At 45.9% G+C, this 17,846-nt stretch carries 17 protein-coding genes and 1 tRNA gene; 8 read left to right on the top strand and 10 right to left on the bottom strand.

The genetic code is table 11. The annotated features are described in order from the left end of the window. Window positions 1-328: 328 nt before the first annotated feature. Window positions 329-925 (top strand): helix-turn-helix transcriptional regulator, encoded by a 597-nt coding sequence (locus MKZ12_RS10115; RefSeq protein ID WP_017689431.1) that lies wholly within the window; start codon window positions 329-331, stop codon window positions 923-925. A gap of 227 nt (window positions 926-1,152) precedes the next feature. Here the strand turns inward: MKZ12_RS10115 and MKZ12_RS10110 are convergent, their stop codons facing one another. After that, the gene (locus MKZ12_RS10110; protein WP_339260233.1) at window positions 1,153-2,301 is read right to left on the bottom strand and encodes a sn-glycerol-1-phosphate dehydrogenase; all 1,149 of its coding nucleotides are present in this window, start codon (window positions 2,299-2,301) and stop codon (window positions 1,153-1,155) included. Between the two features lie 158 nt (window positions 2,302-2,459). Between MKZ12_RS10110 and MKZ12_RS10105 the strand changes: the two genes are divergently transcribed. Then, a complete protein-coding gene (locus MKZ12_RS10105) occupies window positions 2,460-2,645 on the top strand; it encodes a hypothetical protein (RefSeq protein ID WP_339241093.1) in 186 nt (61 codons plus the stop codon). Window positions 2,646-2,746: 101 nt separating this feature from the next. Here the strand turns inward: MKZ12_RS10105 and MKZ12_RS10100 are convergent. Then, window positions 2,747-2,831, bottom strand: a tRNA-Leu gene (locus MKZ12_RS10100). Window positions 2,832-3,053: 222 nt separating this feature from the next. On the opposite strand from MKZ12_RS10100, the gene MKZ12_RS10095 reads away from it, so the two are divergent. The 3 genes from MKZ12_RS10095 (at window position 3,054) to MKZ12_RS10085 (ending at window position 5,082) form a co-directional block, all read left to right on the top strand. Next, complete coding sequence (locus MKZ12_RS10095) at window positions 3,054-4,046, top strand: Gfo/Idh/MocA family oxidoreductase (protein WP_339260232.1); 993 nt, start codon at window positions 3,054-3,056, stop codon at window positions 4,044-4,046. 55 nt (window positions 4,047-4,101) lie between these two features. Next, complete coding sequence (locus MKZ12_RS10090; protein ID WP_339260230.1) at window positions 4,102-4,497, top strand: DoxX family protein; 396 nt, start codon at window positions 4,102-4,104, stop codon at window positions 4,495-4,497. 222 nt (window positions 4,498-4,719) lie between these two features. Further along, on the top strand, window positions 4,720-5,082 hold the full coding sequence (locus MKZ12_RS10085) for a helix-turn-helix domain-containing protein (protein ID WP_339241087.1): 363 nt from the start codon (window positions 4,720-4,722) through the stop codon (window positions 5,080-5,082). 46 nt (window positions 5,083-5,128) lie between these two features. Here MKZ12_RS10085 and MKZ12_RS10080 read toward each other — a convergent pair whose 3' ends face one another. From MKZ12_RS10080 to MKZ12_RS10065, 4 genes are all read right to left on the bottom strand, one after another. Next, window positions 5,129-6,745: a sensor domain-containing diguanylate cyclase gene (locus MKZ12_RS10080; RefSeq protein ID WP_339260229.1), complete on the bottom strand. Its 1,617-nt coding sequence runs from the start codon at window positions 6,743-6,745 to the stop codon at window positions 5,129-5,131. A 158-nt stretch (window positions 6,746-6,903) separates the two neighbouring features. Further along, window positions 6,904-7,647, bottom strand: coding sequence for a fused MFS/spermidine synthase (locus tag MKZ12_RS10075; protein ID WP_339260228.1), 744 nt, complete (start codon window positions 7,645-7,647; stop codon window positions 6,904-6,906). Between the two features lie 161 nt (window positions 7,648-7,808). Further along, a complete protein-coding gene (locus tag MKZ12_RS10070; protein WP_339241083.1) occupies window positions 7,809-8,711 on the bottom strand; it encodes a LysR family transcriptional regulator in 903 nt (300 codons plus the stop codon). 33 nt (window positions 8,712-8,744) lie between these two features. Further along, on the bottom strand, window positions 8,745-9,182 hold the full coding sequence (locus MKZ12_RS10065) for a MerR family transcriptional regulator (protein ID WP_339260226.1): 438 nt from the start codon (window positions 9,180-9,182) through the stop codon (window positions 8,745-8,747). Between the two features lie 164 nt (window positions 9,183-9,346). On the opposite strand from MKZ12_RS10065, the gene MKZ12_RS10060 reads away from it, so the two are divergent. The 3 genes from MKZ12_RS10060 to MKZ12_RS10050 all read left to right on the top strand — a co-directional run bounded on the left by MKZ12_RS10060 (window position 9,347) and on the right by MKZ12_RS10050 (window position 12,846). Further along, complete coding sequence (locus MKZ12_RS10060) at window positions 9,347-10,225, top strand: SDR family NAD(P)-dependent oxidoreductase (protein WP_339260225.1); 879 nt, start codon at window positions 9,347-9,349, stop codon at window positions 10,223-10,225. Between the two features lie 240 nt (window positions 10,226-10,465). Next, window positions 10,466-11,629 carry an oxalate decarboxylase family bicupin gene (locus tag MKZ12_RS10055; RefSeq protein WP_339260222.1) on the top strand — a complete coding sequence of 388 codons (1,164 nt, stop codon included), beginning with the start codon at window positions 10,466-10,468 and terminating at the stop codon, window positions 11,627-11,629. Window positions 11,630-11,706: 77 nt separating this feature from the next. Beyond that, on the top strand, window positions 11,707-12,846 hold the full coding sequence (locus MKZ12_RS10050; protein WP_339260220.1) for a zinc-dependent alcohol dehydrogenase: 1,140 nt from the start codon (window positions 11,707-11,709) through the stop codon (window positions 12,844-12,846). A gap of 139 nt (window positions 12,847-12,985) precedes the next feature. On the opposite strand, the gene MKZ12_RS10045 is transcribed toward MKZ12_RS10050, so the two are convergent. The 4 genes from MKZ12_RS10045 to MKZ12_RS10030 form a co-directional block, all read right to left on the bottom strand. Next, entirely contained in the window at window positions 12,986-13,774 is a 789-nt protein-coding gene (locus tag MKZ12_RS10045; protein ID WP_339260218.1) for a class I SAM-dependent methyltransferase, read from the bottom strand. 204 nt (window positions 13,775-13,978) lie between these two features. After that, a complete protein-coding gene (locus tag MKZ12_RS10040; protein ID WP_339260216.1) occupies window positions 13,979-15,946 on the bottom strand; it encodes a fructose-specific PTS transporter subunit EIIC in 1,968 nt (655 codons plus the stop codon). 92 nt (window positions 15,947-16,038) lie between these two features. Next, a complete protein-coding gene (gene pfkB / locus MKZ12_RS10035; RefSeq protein WP_339260214.1) occupies window positions 16,039-16,950 on the bottom strand; it encodes a 1-phosphofructokinase in 912 nt (303 codons plus the stop codon). A 2-nt stretch (window positions 16,951-16,952) separates the two neighbouring features. Next, on the bottom strand, window positions 16,953-17,699 hold the full coding sequence (locus tag MKZ12_RS10030) for a DeoR/GlpR family DNA-binding transcription regulator (RefSeq protein WP_339260212.1): 747 nt from the start codon (window positions 17,697-17,699) through the stop codon (window positions 16,953-16,955). Between the last annotated feature and the right edge of the window lie 147 nt (window positions 17,700-17,846).

Below are 17,846 nucleotides of genomic sequence, written 5' to 3'. Positions count from 1 at the left end.
CCGGATGCGTTGAAGCACATCCAATAATTTTTGGGGAATTCAGGGAAATAAACCGCATCATATCAACAAAAAATAGATAAAAGTTCTTCAGACCTAATAATAAGCAATTAGAACTATATTATCTTTAATCCTGCTCATTTTGTCCCTTCATTTTTAGTGAAACATTGTAATCTAGGAATATACTAGGATGTGAATTGCGTATGGTCTAGTTCGTAGTTCCCTCTTTATCAGGAATTGACGCATTGACGCATTTGAAACAGGTAAACCCGGCACTTGAAAGTACCCCGTTGTTTATTGTAGTATTTGGTTAAAAAAAATCGGAGGAAATATGCCTAATCAACCAGAACAACATTCCATCCAGGCGTGGTCTCTGATCAACCGTAAATACTTGGGAAAAGGCGTCCGTGTTAAACGATTCCGAAAACCGACACGCTGTCAAATCCGTAATCGTGTTCTTCTCGCCGTGCTGATGGCCAATGATATCAAATTGTCCCAGCTCGCAGAAGACCTTTCCATCTCTTCACGCAGTGTCAGTGCGTGGGTATATGAAGGACGGATACCCGGCAGTACCAATTTGGACAAGACCTGCCAATTGCTCGGCTATCCCCGCCACATTCTTTTTAATGAGGAAGTTGTGCGTAATAGCCCTGTCATATGTCAACCCGAGTCATCTCGCTTCATGAAGCGTACAGTGACCCGTTCTCCGGTTAGTAACCGTATCTTGACAGGCTTGTGTATGGTCCATGATTTGTCGGTGACAGATGTCAGCCACTGGATCGGGGTTCATCCCGGCACTTTCCGCAAATGGCTGCATCAGGGAACACTGCCTTCCGCTGCGTTTCAGGAACAAGCGGAGCAATTTTTCCGCATCCCGAAAACTATTTTGTTCGCAGATGTCATCTTGAAAGATCGTCGCAACAACTAAATAAGCGAACAACCAAAAGGCTCTGATCTCCTCCCAGGAGGCCAGAGCCTTTTTAAAATGAAACATCCCCCTCTTCTCTCCCGACCTTGAAGCAGCCTTGCTGGCACTTACGCCAACACCGTCAGGTGATCCCCTTCACGGCTTTCTAATCCAAACCAAGGCCATTTCAGCCCACTAGAAGCCAATACTATGCAATCTCGGAGACCATACATCCTTAGAAATAACCCTTACCTCGTTTTTAACACTTCATTGATATATTTCAATCCGGTATATCGAGGACGAAGCGTATGCGCTGTGGTAAACGCATGTTCCACCATCTCCGGGGTTACACCAAGTTGTTCAGTAGTCACAGGTCCACCTACTTGCTCCAACCATGCGATGAGCTGAGCAGCCTCCGGTAATTGGTTATATATCGCAAATACTGGTTCACCCGAAGTTTGTGCAAGTTCTTTATATCTCACCGTAAGCAATGCACAGGCCACCCCAACTTTGGCACCATGCAGAACCGGTCTTTCTCCAGCCTGCATCAGTTCCATCTCCAAGATGTGAGACAGGTGATGCTCACCCCCGGATGCCGGGCGGGAATGGTCAATGATCAGCATGGAGATGCCAGAAATAATTAATGCATCCATTAATGCAGCTACTCCCTCTGCTCGCCCCTCCGCAATAGCTTGTACCTGATTAATGCAGGAATTCAGCGCTTCTTCTGTCATCCGATAAGCGACCGGACAGAACGGTTCTCCTCCCAGATCACGAGAAACAATCCAGTCTGCAAGGGAAGTATATTTGCCCAGCATATCTCCGAATCCAGCAGCCGTCATCTCTTGGGGAGCTTGCTCCAAAATATTCATATCCGCAAAGATCGCCTCAGGCGGAACAGCCTGAAATGTCTGTTTGATGCCGCTTACAATTAAGGGCGCACCTGCAGAGGTAAACCCATCCACTGAAGCCGCTGTCGGTATCGACAGAAAGGGCTTGTTCATTTTGGAACATACAAATCGCACCAGATCATGAATGGTACCTGAGCCCACCGCAATGACAGCCTGGCTTTCCAATTTCACACCCAACATGACCTGCACAATAGCTGCTTCATCCGCAATAACATCACCCGTACGATTCTCCGGCAGAGCGATCTCATCCACATGCATTCCCGCTTCCCGAATACTGTTCAGCACATCAGATCCGGCAGCACGAAACGTATGTCGATCATAAACAACCGTCACATGGCGGTACCCTTGTTCAGACAAATAACGAGGTAACCTCTGAATGGCCCCAGCTTCCAAATGAATGAGCATATCTACCACTCGGTGTTGATGACCACAAGCGCACTGCTGTGCTTCCTCATTCCACGCTGCAATTCGTTCGTTCATATTCATTCGCTCTTACCCTCCCATATGAGATATCATGCATAATTAACGTGTTAAAACCGCAAGATAAAAAAGGAAATAAAATGTGATGATTTTCCTGATCACACTTTACTTCCTGTTCCCCATATTTGCAAATCCATATCTCACATGTCCAAGTAGGTGAATTAATGAAATTAACCAACGAATTAGGAATATCGCTCGGATTTCTCGCCGGAACCACCTTTGGCAGCGGTATCGCTTTTTTGTTTCGTCTCCAGTCCGTTGAGGTTATTGCCAGTGTTACACTGTTTGGAATAGCTGGAGCTATCACCGGACTCATTATGGCAGTCATTCTGCGGCAACGTCAGCATTAGAGTGCCAACAGCGAAATACCGAATTCACAATGTTATTGTAAAAATAAAAGAAAGGTTCGTGAATTGCTCTAAAGCAACTCGCGAACCTTTCTTTGGTTTGATGCGGTCGAGAGGACTCGAACCTCCACGGGGGGTTAGCCCACACGGACCTGAACCGTGCGCGTCTGCCAATTCCGCCACGACCGCATATTATGTATCTCCTCATCCATGGATGAAAAGCGTTCCGGTGAAGCAATTCCTTGTTTTACCGTAATTCAGAGTATACATGCTCCAAAATAATAATGCAACTTCTTTTTATCCATTCAGAAAAAGGACATATGTCCTTTTTTATCAACGTCAAACACCCTATCGTATTATCAAGCAAACAAACCACCAATACGAATGATACATTGAAGGAGAGATCTCATTATGAAAACAACCCATCTGTGCTTTATCGGTGCCGGGTTTCATGCATCCACGAATATATATCCTTCTGTCGTTGAATGCGGAGCGCAGATCCAGGCCATTGCCACTCGCAGTATGGAACGATCTGAAGCAGCTCTGCTGAGATTTGGGAGCAATGGCAAAGCGTATGATAACGCTCAGCTTATGTTACAGCAGGAAACTTGTCATGGAGTCGTTGTGGTCGCCCAGCCTATGGATCAGACTGCTCTTGTCCTTGAATGCATTCAGGCTGGCAAAAATGTATACGTGGACAAGCCGCTTGGATGGAACGCTGCGGAAGCCTCCACTGTAGCCGAAGCTGCCGAGCAGGCTGGCGTCGTTGTCATGGTTGGTTTTATGAAGCGTTATGCTCCGGTCTACTTGAAGTTAAAAGAACTCATTAATGGTGGATCGCTAGGTAAAGTGCGTTCGTTTCAGATGAAATTCGCTGTAGACAGCACCCCGTTTTGCAAGGATGAGGAGCAGTTCATCAAACTCGCTGCCATTCATATGATCGATCTGATGCGCTACTTATTCGGAGAAGCTATACGTGTTACAGGCACAACCGTGAAGGATGGGGAGCACATTAATCAAAGCATTTCCCTTGTATTCGAAAATAACGTGGTAGGCAGTGCTTATTTTACCGGCATGAGTGCCTGGTCACGGGAGAGTGAAAGTGTACTCGTCACCTTCGATCACGGATTTGCGTCAGCTGAAGAGATCAACACTCTTACTGTCCATCAATCCCGAAGCTCGACAAGCCTTCCCTGGAAATCTCTCGAGGAGCAAGATACCGTATATACCCCTTCCGGATCTCCCATGTCAGGAGCTTATCGCGACCTTTATCTACGCGGTTTCGTTGGTGAGATGGCGCACTTCATCACGTGCTGCCAGAACCAGACAGTCCCACATTCCAGCGCCAAGGATAATATTGCAACAATGGCTCTATGTGACTCCATTCTATCATCACTGAAGTAGCATATACACACTCATTATCATACTTCAACACATTCAGAGAAGAGGAAATCATCTCATGTTGGACACGGGTCTACTCATCATTCGTCTCGTTATCGGTTTTATTATGATCGGACATGCCTGTAAGAAACTGTTTGGCTGGTTTGGGGGTGAGGGTGTATCAGGGACGGCTGAATTTTTCGGAGCGATTGGCCTGAAACCCGCTAGAGCGTTGGCCGTGTGCGCAGGACTTGCTGAATTAATTGGTGGATTCCTGTTTGGAGTCGGTCTATGGATTATCGTTGGAGCCATTCTACTCATGCTTCCGATGGTTGTAGCCATAGCCAAGGTTCACGCAGATAAAGGTCTATGGAATCTGAACGGAGGATTCGAATATAACCTGGTGATGATTGGATCATTACTTGGTGTTGCTCTCGCTGGAGCTGGTGCATATTCCCTCGATGCCCTGATATAGTGTACAAAATTCATCCCATTTATTGAGCCTCCATGTTTCGCAAGACGAAACGGGGGCTCTTTTTTTCTTACAGACATCATCACATCTGCCTGCGCCTAGGATTAGGGTTTATAATCTGCATAATAAGTGATATGCTCTTTCATGAACTATACGTACGATATGTAATGTAATCACCCAAATGGATACCATAGATTATCACCGTAAAGTGGAGGTGCACTAATAATGAAAAAAGATGCAACCAAGCCATGTCCAACGCCATACGGCTGTTCCGTGGAAGTTACTCTTAGTGTGATTGGAGGCAAATGGAAAGGTGCCATTTTGTATCACTTATTCTCTGGTCCTCTGAGATTCAATGAGCTTCGCAAATTGTTTCCTGACATCACCCAGCGTATGCTCACCCTACAACTTCGAGAGTTGGAAAGCAGCGGAATTGTTCATCGTGAAATCTACCCCCAAATCCCACCAAAAGTGGAGTACTCGCTCACAGCATTTGGTGAAACGCTACGACCAATTATCTTCAGCATGCGAGATTGGGGAGAAACGTATACCAATGAGGTGCTAGCCAGATCCTCACAAGAGGTATAGAAAACAAAAGAAGCTGTCCCTTGTTCTTAGGGAACAGCTTCTTTATTTATTTGATAACCGTCTGGATCGTAACCGTACGATTACGCCCCTCTTCCTTCGCTTGATACAATGCATTATCGGCCAAGTGAAACAGTTCTGTGGATGTTGTGGAGTGCTTCGGATATTCAGCAATACCAGCCGAGATGGTTACGGAACGATCAATAGGCAATATGCTTTCTTCGACCGTTATTCTGATCCGTTCAGCAATCTCAAAAGCCACGTTAGACTCGGAATTCCTTAACAAGACTACAAATTCCTCTCCACCAAAACGAGCACAGACATCTTCCGTGCGAACAGACAATTGAATGATGTTGGCAATGTGTTTCAGCACTTCATCCCCAGCATGATGCCCGAATGTATCATTAATGGACTTGAAGCGGTCAATATCCAGAACAATTATGGAGAATGGTGCTTCATCCTGAATCCATTCCTGAATGACTTCTTCGAAGGTTCTGCGATTGTTCATGCCTGTTAAAACATCTGTTCTGGCATCATAGACAAGCTGGTTCTTCTGCTTCCTAAAGTTCGCCAACGCGCCAACAACGGTACGTGTAAGAAGGTCCGCCTCCCTGTTCCAATGAGGCTTCATCACCGGCAGATCCACTTGTCCCTTATCGACCTGATTCACCAAATCAGCGAGCAACACAAACGGACTGGCCAGCTTACGTGCCACCCGAAGTACAATTAGAGTCAGAATCAGGAAAGGCACAGAAGTGTACAGTAACAACATACGGATATGATGATTCAATTGATCGTACACCGTTTGGGTTGGAGACACGATGACGACGCCCCAGTCTGTTGACGGAACTTTGTAATAACCGGCAAGTGAATCCACACCTGCAAGGTTCTTGTATTGTTCTTTACCGTTCTCATTTATGAGCAGCTTCTGCACCACTTCATTTTTACTGACATTTTCCCCAATGCGGTTGGTGTTTGGGTGAAATAACAACGTGCCCTTCTTATCCACAATAAAAAAGTAGGAACCATTGCTTGTCTTGAGCTGACTGCCAAAAGACAGACTCAAAATATTATCTTCCTGCAAAAAGATATTTCCACCAATCGTTCCTTGGTACGCACCTGCCGAATCAAAGATCGGTTCACTGACAAATACAATTCTGCGTTTGGTTCGGGGTGTCTGGTACGCTTCGGAGATATAGGAAGCTCTCGATTTAATCGCTTCTTTTGCTGCATCTGAACTAACATGGTTACCTATGCTAGCCTGCGAGTAAGGTGAGGTAGACCTGACTACTCCTGCTTTATCTACCAAAGCAACGGAATTAAAAAAATTACTGCTATTGCGAACCAAATCCAATGTGGAATTCAATTCTTTAGCATTGGTTTGATCCATATCAGGGAAATATTGGGCTGCAAATTTCAAGCTCTCCTGCATGGAATTAAAAAGCGAATCCAGGGTTTGGCTCATTTGCACAGCGCTTGCATAGTTTAGCGTTAGGGTGTTATCAATGAGTGACTGTTTCTGAGATGTATAAGATGAGATGACCATGAGAGTTAATGTCATTAAGACGGATATGGTGACCAGCCCACCGAGTAAAGCCGTAAGGCTGATTTTCTTGATGTTTTTTATTTTTCTTCGTAATTTGGATCTTTTGATCTGTGCAATCATTATTTACTTCCCCCGGATTTTCATGAAAAAGCATATTCCCTCTATCTTATACGAAAGTTGTTAAGATCAAATAAAGAGTTTGAGAAATCTTAACAATTACATCGTAAGATTGACGATTTAATGACATTTACTTTCCCTGGAAGAATCACTGTTCAGGTTCAGTCTGGATCAACGATGATATATCCTTCTTCCGGCTCCTGCTCAACAAACCCCGCCATGTGGGGAATCTGAAATTCGATCGCATGATGACTGCCCATTAAAATACGATTTTGAACTTCATCCGCTGTTTCTGTGGGCAATGCAAATGCATGTGTATAAGCAAAGTGTGCCTGAAGTGTCGTATAGATCGCACTCACAAGCCGGTCATTGCCAACATGACCGAACACATTGAGGAGCACAGCACCTTTCTTGTCCAGCTTGTCCTTGACCAAGGTAAAAAAATCACTGGATATCAAATGCTCGGGTGTACCCGTTGCCGTAAACGCATCAACAATAATATAATCATATATCCCTGAAGGCTCCTGCCCTAATAATTCACGACCATCCCCAATGAGTACAGGACTTCCTTCATATCCAAAAAAAGTTCGGCTCAGCTCAGCGACCTCTGCGTCCAGCTCAGCCACCTTTACCTGACAATCAGACAAGTAGGTTGGCAATGTGCCAATACCATGTCCGACCACAAATACCCTTTCAAAATCAGGATGATTCAGTTCCATTAGATGTACCATCGCTCTTGGATACTCCAAGACCATCCGGGCAGGCTCATCCAGATCCATTGCGCCCTGCACAGCTGCATTGGAGAACTCCAATACACGAAATCGCCCCTTCTCTCCATATAGCTTTTTGGTATCATATACCGTCAGCTCATGCTGTTCACTTTTATTTCGATACAGAACTCTCACTAACCGTTCTCCCTTCGTGCTCTCACACCTATTCGACATATACCTTCATTCTATTACACGGGATGACAACATACCACCCTCTACTTGAGTGATCGCAGCAGAACAAAAAAAACCGCTCCCGATTGTACGGAAACGGATTTTTGACGAACCTCCCAACATCATTAAGACCCTATAGCCTCATGCAAAGCTCGGACATATTCCACGCCCAGATTAGAGAGAGAAGTACTCTTATGACTTATCCAGCCCACATTAATGGTTTCCTCACATTCCAGCGGTACAGGAATAATCTCGTTTCCGTTCAGATCAGCGCTAAGCACACCGGTAGAGATCGTATAACCATTCAAACCAATCAACAGGTTAAATAATGTTGCGCGGTCGTTGACCTGTATGCTCTTGGGGTGAGATAACGTACTCAGGATCTCTTCGGAAAAATGAAAGGAATTGTACTCTCCCTGGTCAAATGACAGATACGGATAATCTTGCAGCTGCTCAATCGCAACCGAATCCTGCTTCGCAAGCGGGTTCTTCACACTGATAAAGATATGGGGCTTGGCTGTGAACAAGCTTGTGAAGACCAGACCTGCATCTTTTAACAATTTGTTAATCACTTTGGCATTGAATTCATTCAAATACAGGATGCCAATCTCACTACGCAGGCTTTTCACATCCTGAATAATCTCGTAGGTCTTTGTCTCCCGAAGCGCCAACTCATATTCATCCTGACCATATTGCTGTACCAGACGAACAAAGGCATTCACCGCAAACGCATAATGTTGTGTCGATACGGAGAAATGCTGCGGAGATGGCTTGGCGTTCAGATACCGATTCTCCAGCAGTTCAGCCTGTTCTACCACCTGACGTGCGTAACTTAGAAATTCAACGCCCTCTTTGGACAGAGATATCCCCTTATTGGTACGTTCAAAAATGGTGATTCGTAACTCCTGCTCCAGATCCCGAATGGCATTCGACAGGCTGGGTTGCGAGATAAACAGGCGTTTGGCTGCTTCATTCATCGAGCCGCGTGTGGCCACTTCAATTACATATTTTAATTGTTGTAGAGTCAAGGCAGATTTCCTCTTTTCAATATCAATTGTCCGTCAAACGAATATGTTCTTTTTCTCAAAAACAGACATCTGGTTTTCCCCGGTAATAGGGCACTCATCAGGAAACATACTTCGTTTATGCAACTTCTCGTCGATGAAATCTATCACCTGCTGCAACGAAACGACCTGCGCTTCAACTTTCTTTCGATAATTAACCAGCATCTCCCGCTCCTCCGGAAAATCTGCGAGATCCGAATCCAGGGACATGTGCAAGTACGGCTTCATTTCCTCCAGAGACATTCCTGTTTTTTTAAGGCAAGTGATCAACTTCATCGTATGAATATCCTCCGGACGGTATACCCGATGGCGATTGGCTCTGCGTTCAGCTCGGGGAAGCAGTCCAATCTTCTCATAATAACGAATCGTATCTTCCGATAATCCGGCCTGCTCTGACGTTTCTTTGATGGAGAACATGACATGGTCGCTCAACATATGGGCCTCCTCCACATTCATTTCTCTCCATATTACAACTTGGAGTTGACTCCAAGTCAAGCATGATCCATTCGAGCCCCCTCTTGACTTGGAGTCGACTCCAAGTTATAGAATGAGCGCAGCATACAGATTCGCTCTGTAATCCCATTCTTCTGGAGGTATATATGAATAACCAAAATCAGCTTCACACCGCTCTCATCACAGGCTCAACGTCAGGAATTGGTCTTGAACTGACACGCAAGTTATTGGATGAAGGATGGCAGGTAATCGGTCTCAACCGGTCGGCTTTCCCAGCCGAGGATACCGATATTCAGAACGCCTTACGTTCAGGCAAGCTGCGTTGGGTTCAGGCCAATCTGACCAACTACGATAGCCTGAGAACTGCACTGGATCAGATCAAATCTGATACCGATTCGATTGATGTCTTGTTTAACAATGCCGGGGGGAGCGCCTCCGAGCTTCGTTTCTCTGATCAGGGGCATGAACTACACTTCGAACTTCAGACGGTAATCCCTTATATCATTTACATGGAATTGGCTGAGCTATTGCTCAAAGGACAGATGAAGACAGTCATTAATACTTCCACCACCGCGTTCAAAATGGTCAAACAATTTGATCTAAACATCCTGGAACGTCCAGCTGAATTCAAAAAGCTGTTTGGTCCCTACGCCATTTCTAAGCTCGGCTTATCTCTGTGGACACGCGAGGTTGCCAAATCTGCCAAGGGAGATGGCATACAACTGCTAAGCGTAGATCCCGGTGGAAATAATACGCTACGGGGCAACAAAACATCCGGTCTGCCCTTCTATATCAAACCCATTATGAAATGGTTCTTTCCCCATCCGAGTCATGGCGCTTCATTGCTCTACCGTGCGGCTTTATCACCCACCAGACATGAATCCGGTACTTTCTTGGTGAAAAATAAAGCGACAGCGCTTCGTTTTACCGAGCAAGGTCCTGCCGTTCTCCATCGTGTACACGAAATCTACGAGCAGCGTTTTCGTACAACGCAGCTTGAAGAACCTGCCTCCACCCCATCCTAATCGTGATGTACCAGGAGGACGAAATATAACAAAAACACGCTGAGCGCCTAATGAACGGGCATCTTCAATCCGATCTGGAATTCTGCCTTCATCTGATTCGATAACCAGAAGATGTGACTGCATGCGGTCACGTCTTTTTTGTCGTTTGTCCCTCATATTATCCAGGCCCTGATTCATAGGTGTAGACATAACGATACCATGTCGCGTGTGACATGCCACTGAATCTGGAGGGATCACTCAATGACCAAAGGACAGCAACCAAATGATAAACCTCTTATCATCCCGCAACCCATTCGCAGTGATGGCGCTGGAGGACCTGATCTGGGACCCAGAGATGTCATGAGAGATATACAGAACCCCGATATGCTGGTACCTCCAGCTACCGATAACGGGTTATTGCCCAATCTGAGAATGTCTTTTTCCGATACCCATATGCAATTGAACCATGGGGGTTGGTCACGTGAAATTACCGTACGGGATCTTCCTGTTGCCACGACACTGGCTGGTGTGAACATGAGCCTGACACCCGGCGGTGTACGAGAACTCCATTGGCACCAGCAATCCGAATGGGCCTATATGATCTGGGGAACAGCGAGAATCACCTCGGTGGATCAGAACGGACGTAATTTTATTGCAGATGTTGGGCCAGGCGATCTCTGGTTTTTCCCAAAGGGTCTTCCCCATTCCATTCAAGGACTGGAGGAAGGTTGTGAATTTCTACTCGTGTTTGATGACGGGTCCTTCTCCGATCTGAATACGTTATCCATATCCGACTGGTTTGCCCATACACCACCGGAAGTATTGTCTGTCAATTTCGGCGTGCCCGAATCTGCTTTTCAGTCGATGCCGAAGGAACAGATGTACATTTTCCAAGATACTGTCCCGGGCTCCATCGAGAGCCAGGAAGTTCAGTCGCCATACGGTACCGTTCCGCTCACTTTCAAACATCGATTGCTGGCGCAGGAACCACTCATTACACCTGGCGGAAGCGTCCGTATTGTAGACTCCACCAACTTTCCCATCTCTACTACTGTTGCAGCTGCACTTGTTGAGATCCGTCCTGGCGCCATGCGTGAACTGCACTGGCATCCTAATGCAGATGAATGGCAATATTATCTGACAGGACAAGGAAGAATGACCGTCTTTGGAGGCAATGGCATTGCTCGAACATTTGATTATCGGGCTGGAGATGTCGGATATGTTCCTGTCGCAATGGGACACTATATACAGAATACCGGTACAGACACTTTATGGTTTTTGGAAATATTCCGAAGTGATCGATTTGAGGATGTGTCCCTGAATCAATGGATGGCGTTAACCCCGCGGGATCTGGTCCGCGACAATCTGAATGCGCCCCCTGAGTTGCTCGATGCGCTGCGAAAAATAAAATGGCCTGTAGTTTAATTTAGTATCTTCTCTATCATTTGAGCTGAAAAGGGGTAATTGTCAGAGAATCCCACTATACAAGGAGGAATATGAAGATGAGAGCCGTTACGTTTCAGGGAATGAAGGACATTCAAGTCAAAGAGGTTGAAGATCCCACACTGCAACAGAAGGATGACATTATCGTTCGTATTACTTCCACAGCCATATGTGGATCCGATCTGCACATTTATCAGGGAGCCCTGCCCGCTGCCAAAGATTATGTTATCGGTCATGAACCGATGGGCATTGTAGAAGAAGTCGGTCCGGAAGTAACACGTGTGAAGAAGGGGGACCGTGTGGTCCTGCCTTTTAATATCGCTTGTGGCGAATGTTTCTATTGCAATCATGACATGGAGAGTCAGTGCGATAATTCCAATGGCAATCCGGATATTCATACAGGCGGTTATTTTGGATTTACTGAGCGCTACGGCAACCACCCTGGAGGTCAGGCAGAGTTATTGCGTGTTCCCTATGGGAACTTCACACCGTTTGTGATCCCGGAATCCTGTGAATTGGAAGATGAGGCCTTATTGTTCCTGTCCGATGTTCTTCCAACCGCTTACTGGAGTGTCGAGAATGCGGGAGTTAAACCGGGAGATACAGTTACCATACTCGGTAGTGGCCCCATTGGACTGATGACGCAAAAGTTCGCCTGGATGAAAGGTGCCAAACGCGTTATTGCTGTAGATCGCCTGCCCTATCGACTGGAGAAAGCCAAACGTTTGAACGATGCAGAGATTTTTAATTTTGAAGATTACGATGATATGGGTGAACACATTCGCGAGATTACACAAGGTGGAACCGACGTTGTCATCGACTGTGTAGGTATGGATGGCAAAAAAAGCACGCTGGAGGAAATTGGACAGAAGCTGAAATTGCATGGCGGTTCCCTGAGTGCCATCGAGATTGGCATGAAGGCCATTCGCAAATTCGGTACACTTCAACTTACAGGTGTATATGGTTCTTCCTACAACATGTTTCCATTAGGCAATCTGTTTGAACGTAATATCAATCTCAAAATGGGACAAGCCCCTGTTATACATTACATGCCTGAGTTATTCCGTAAAATCACAGCTGGTGAATTTGATCCAACCGAGATCATCTCCCATCGAATTCCACTGGAGAATGCAAGCGATGCGTATCGCATTTTCAACGATCATGAAGACGAATGTACCAAGGTTATACTAAAACCCTGAACTGTCGCTTTGATGATTATAAATATGCCAAAAAAACAAGCAGATCTACCTCCTCAAGGTACTCTGCTTGTTTTTGTTGATTAATATCCGCCCTTTTAGTCGTTCATAACCTGCCAACTTAATGGTCTGCTCTATCGAATCAGACATGAGTCGGCTTAGTCGCTTGAATATATACACTTTCTCCTTGGAAGCTGTCGAGCTTCCCGTTCGTTGTCACTTCAAAATCAAAAAATTTCCTGATGATGGATGGTGCGCTTAACATGCTTGCTTCAAGTACACCCCTCTCCTGTTCCGGCAGTGCTGCACGATCACACCACTCTTCAAACTTAAAGCGCTTCTGGAAAGAAACCATCGCTTCCATTCGGAAGCCCGCATACTCCAGCATATGAATCCATTCCGTCTTGCGCCATGCTCGAACATGGCTTGCATCTCGGCACTTCTCTACTTCATTGTAAAACTGGTCATTCTCATCACGTTCAGGTGCCACGTTGTCAATCAATAACAACCTTCCACCAGGCTTCATGACTCGCAACGCCTCGTGAACAAACGAAGACACGTCCGGGAAATGGTGAGCCGCGATTCGGCAGGTCACAAGGTCAAAGACATCATCATCGAATGGTAGCTTCTCCGCATCCCCGGCTACAAAATCTACATTATCGTGTCCATTCCCCAGGATAAACTGTTCAGCTGCCTGCAGCATCTCCTTCGTTAAATCCAGGGCAGTCACCCGCTGAACAAGAGGAGCCAAAGCATTGGCGACATGTCCTCCTCCAGTGGCGATATCCAACACGTTCATATCTGGAGTAGCTTGAGATGAAGACACGAGCAACTCGAGATCTTCACCTTTGGCATGTCCCGCACTCGTCACGTATTTTCCTGCATTTTTCGCAAACTGCTTCTGCACCTGACTCTTGATTACATCAGACATTCAAATTCCTCCTGCATAAGTTTCATTAGTTGAAACACTGTTTCATTATATATTTTTATTTTACCATATATTCATATGAATGCTAAATAAGCATTTTACACAAACACAAATTCAGAGGCAACTTTCCGTTGTCTGATGAAAAAGTTGAAACAAAAAAAAACATCCCCCAGGTGAAATCCACCCAGGAGATGTTTCTAATATTCCTTACTTCACAAGCGTTGGTGATTTCTTCCACAAGCCCAGAATCAGACCGGAGATCACTGCACCAATGGCAACGGCAAGCAGGAACAATATTGCGTGGTTCGCCAGTGCAGCAACAAAGATGCCGCCGTGCGGAGCGGGTACATTAATACTCCACAATTGTGTCAGTCCGCCCGCAACAGCAGAACCAATGATGCATGATGTCAATACACGAAGTGGATCAGCTGCTGCAAATGGAATTGCACCTTCCGTAATGAAAGACAATCCAAGAACATAGTTGGTCAAGCCCGATTTGCGTTCTTGCTCCGTAAATTTGGATTTGAAGAACGTCGTTGCCAGGGCAATTGCCAGAGGAGGCGCCATACCACCTGCCATAACCGCTGCCATCCATGCACCGTCTGTGTTACCACTGGATGTGAATACCCCAATCGCGAACGTATATGCCGCTTTGTTGAACGGTCCGCCCATATCGATCGCCATCATGCCACCAAGCAACAGCCCAAGCAATACTTTATTTCCTGTTCCCAGATTACCAAGTGCATCTACAAGCCATGTGTTCAGGGAACCAAAGATTGGATCGAAGACGTAGAAGCTGATTGCACCTACGATCAGCAAACCGAATACCGGATACAGCAAGATTGGTTTCAAGCCATCAATTGCTTTTGGCAAACCTTTCAATGCCTTACGAAGACCAATGACTACATAACCCGCCAGGAAACCGGCAGCCAGACCACCAAGGAAACCTGCGTTCGAGTTAACCGCCATCAATCCACCGACCATACCAGGCATCAGGGCTGGACGATCACCAATACTCATCGCGATAAATCCGGCAAGGACCGGAATTAGGAAGTGGAATGCACCTGTTCCGCCACCGATCGTTTGAAGCAGTTGCACAATTGGATTATCAGGACTAGCAATCTGCTCGAACAAGAAGGAGATTGCGAGAAGGATACCGCCACCTACAACAAACGGCAGCATATGAGAGATACCATTCATCAGATCTTTATAGATTTTGCTACCTACACTGATCTTGCCAGTGCTTGCTCCCTCTTCCTTGGTACCTCCGCCTTGACTGTGATAGATCGGTGCATCACCGTTAACAGCTTTGCGGATCAACTCTTCGGATTTGCGAATTCCATCGCTCACCGGTCTTTGTAATACCGGTTTACCATCGAAACGTGCCATCTCTACATTTTTGTCTGCGGCAACGATAACCCCTTTGGCGCGGGCAATCTCATCAGCCGTCAGCACATTCTGTGCTCCTTCGGAGCCGTTTGTTTCTACGCGAATGTTGATGCCCATTTCCTGAGCTTTCTTTTTAAGTGCATCTTCAGCCATGAACGTATGCGCTATACCTGTCGGACAGGCTGTAACCGCAACAACAAAATCTTCCGAGTTTGCGTTACCCACGATCACACCAGAGGTATTCTGTGGCTGACCACTAGTAGTGCCGGATGCGGCATTTGCTGCTTTTTCAGCTTTTGCTTTCTCTTTGGCCGCTTCTTTTTCTGCTGCTTCCGCCTGTTTGGCATCAAACAATGCACTGACTTCGGCAGGTGTATCTGTACTCATCAACTGTGAGATGAAATCGCTATCAATCAACAACCTGGAAAGAGCTGCAAGCGTACGCAGATGGGTATTCCCTGCGCCTTCTGGAGCGGCAATCATGAAGAACACATGAGCTGGCTGATCATCCAACGCTTCAAAATCAAGGCCTTGTCTACTCTTGGCAAATACAACCGTCGGTTCATTCACTGCTGTTGTTTTGGCGTGTGGCATCGCAATTCCGCCACCGATCCCCGTGCTGGATTCAGCTTCTCTTTTATAGATCATTTCCTTGAACAGGACCGGATCATTAATACGTCCGCTTCGGTTCAGGCTTGCAATCAGTTCATCAATAGCCTCATCTTTCGTTGTGGCTTGCAGGTCCATGATCATCGTTTCCTGGATCATCAAGTCTGTTATTCTCATCTTGGTACACTCCCTTAGGTTCTATCGGCCTGCGATGGGCAGGCCTCAATACATTACAATTACAAATAAGAAACTTTTATATTTCCGTTAGACTAGATCGTCGTAATAGTTACTTGATTGCGTAATTCATCAATCAATTCACGTGTTGCTAGATCATCCGAGAAAGCAGTCGCGCTTCCAGATGCAACCCCTGTGCGGAAAGCTTCCAGCAGATCGCCGCTCTGTACATAGGTACCTACAAATCCACCAATCATGGAGTCACCAGCACCCACCGAGTTTTTCACAGTACCTTTTGGCACACTCGCATGATGGACTTCTGCTTTGGTAATGAATAGTGCACCCTCGCCTGCCATGGAGATCAATACATGTTTGGCTCCGGCTTCAAGCAACTTACGCCCGTATAAAACCAGTTCCTCGCGAGTCTCAATGGTTACACCGAACAGTTCGGCTAGTTCATGATGATTCGGCTTCACCAGCAATGGTGCATGTTCTAGAGCTTCCATTAACGCAGGGCCAGTTGTATCAATCACGAATTCCGCACCCGTTTGCTTGCAGACTTTAATGAGACGATCATAAAAATCCGTTCCAAGAGCAGGTGGTACGCTTCCGGAGAGAATGACAATATCTCCTTTTTCCAAGGAAGACAATTTGTGAAGCAGCTGCTCTGCTTCTTCTCCGCTTATTGCAGGTCCAAGACCATTAATCTCTGTCTCTTCTCCGTGCTTCAACTTGATGTTAATACGCGTATCGTCTGCAATTGTGACAAAGTCTGTCCGGATGTGATCTTCTTGCAACTTGTCATTAATGAAACGCCCTGTGAATCCACCAAGGAAACCAATGGCCGTGTTATCTGCTCCAAGTTGATTCAGTATGCGAGAGACATTAATGCCTTTGCCTCCAGGCAGCTTCAAATCCCGATTCATTCGATTCAATCCACCAAGCTTCAGCTCATCAACTTCCACGATGTAATCAATGGACGGGTTAAGTGTTATTGTATATATCATCGTTATCCCTCAATTATTTTAGTTTTCTGGGCGATTCCAGGCCGCCAGTGTTCTGGCATCTGCTCGGTAATCAAATCAGCCTCCTCCAAATCAAACAATTTGGCAAAAGTAATTTCCCCTATTTTGCTGGAATCAGCCAGCACATAAGATTTTCCCGACAATTGATGTGCACGCCTTTTAATCAAGGCTTCCTCCGGATCGGGTGTTGTATACCCCATTTCAGGGTCAACTCCGTTGCTTCCAAGAAAACATTTATCAAAACGGAAGTTATCCATGTTCTGTAATGCGATACTGCCAATGACCGCTTTCGTATGAATTTTCATCATACCTCCAAGTAAGTAACTGCGAATACGCTTGCTTACCAAAGCTTCAACATGTGAAAGTCCGTTGGTAACCACCGTTACGTCCTTCGCTTCAATGAAGGGAATCATGGCTAATGTTGTCGTTCCTGCATCCAGATATATGCATTCGCCATTTGCGATCTCCATTGCAGCCAAGCGAGCAATCGTTGTTTTTTGTTGAATGTTTTTGAACGTTTTTTCTTCCATGCCTAGTTCAAGCGTTTTTTCGTTCACCAGTGCGGCACCGCCATGGATGCGTTTGAGCATCTGACGACTCTCCAGATCAATCAAGTCACGCCTAATCGTTGATTCAGAAGCACCTAACACATCAACAAGCTCCTGCAATTTCACAATCCCCTGTGCATGTAAGCGCTCTATAATTGCAGCATATCGTTCTTCAGTCAGCATCTTCATTCCTCCAACTGCTTCTATAGTATCATAATCTCCTCAAAAAACAACCATTTTCATTCAAAATAATTTAAAAACCTTCAAAAAGTTGCATCGTTCGACTCATTTTCTTGTCCAGTTGTCCATTTCCCCAATCCTCAAACACGC

The organism is Paenibacillus sp. FSL R5-0713, assembly GCF_037973325.1.
In the GTDB taxonomy this organism is placed as follows: Bacteria; Bacillota; Bacilli; order Paenibacillales; family Paenibacillaceae; genus Paenibacillus.
Note: the sequence above shows the minus strand (reverse complement) of the source record. Positions and strands in the feature narration are given on the sequence as shown.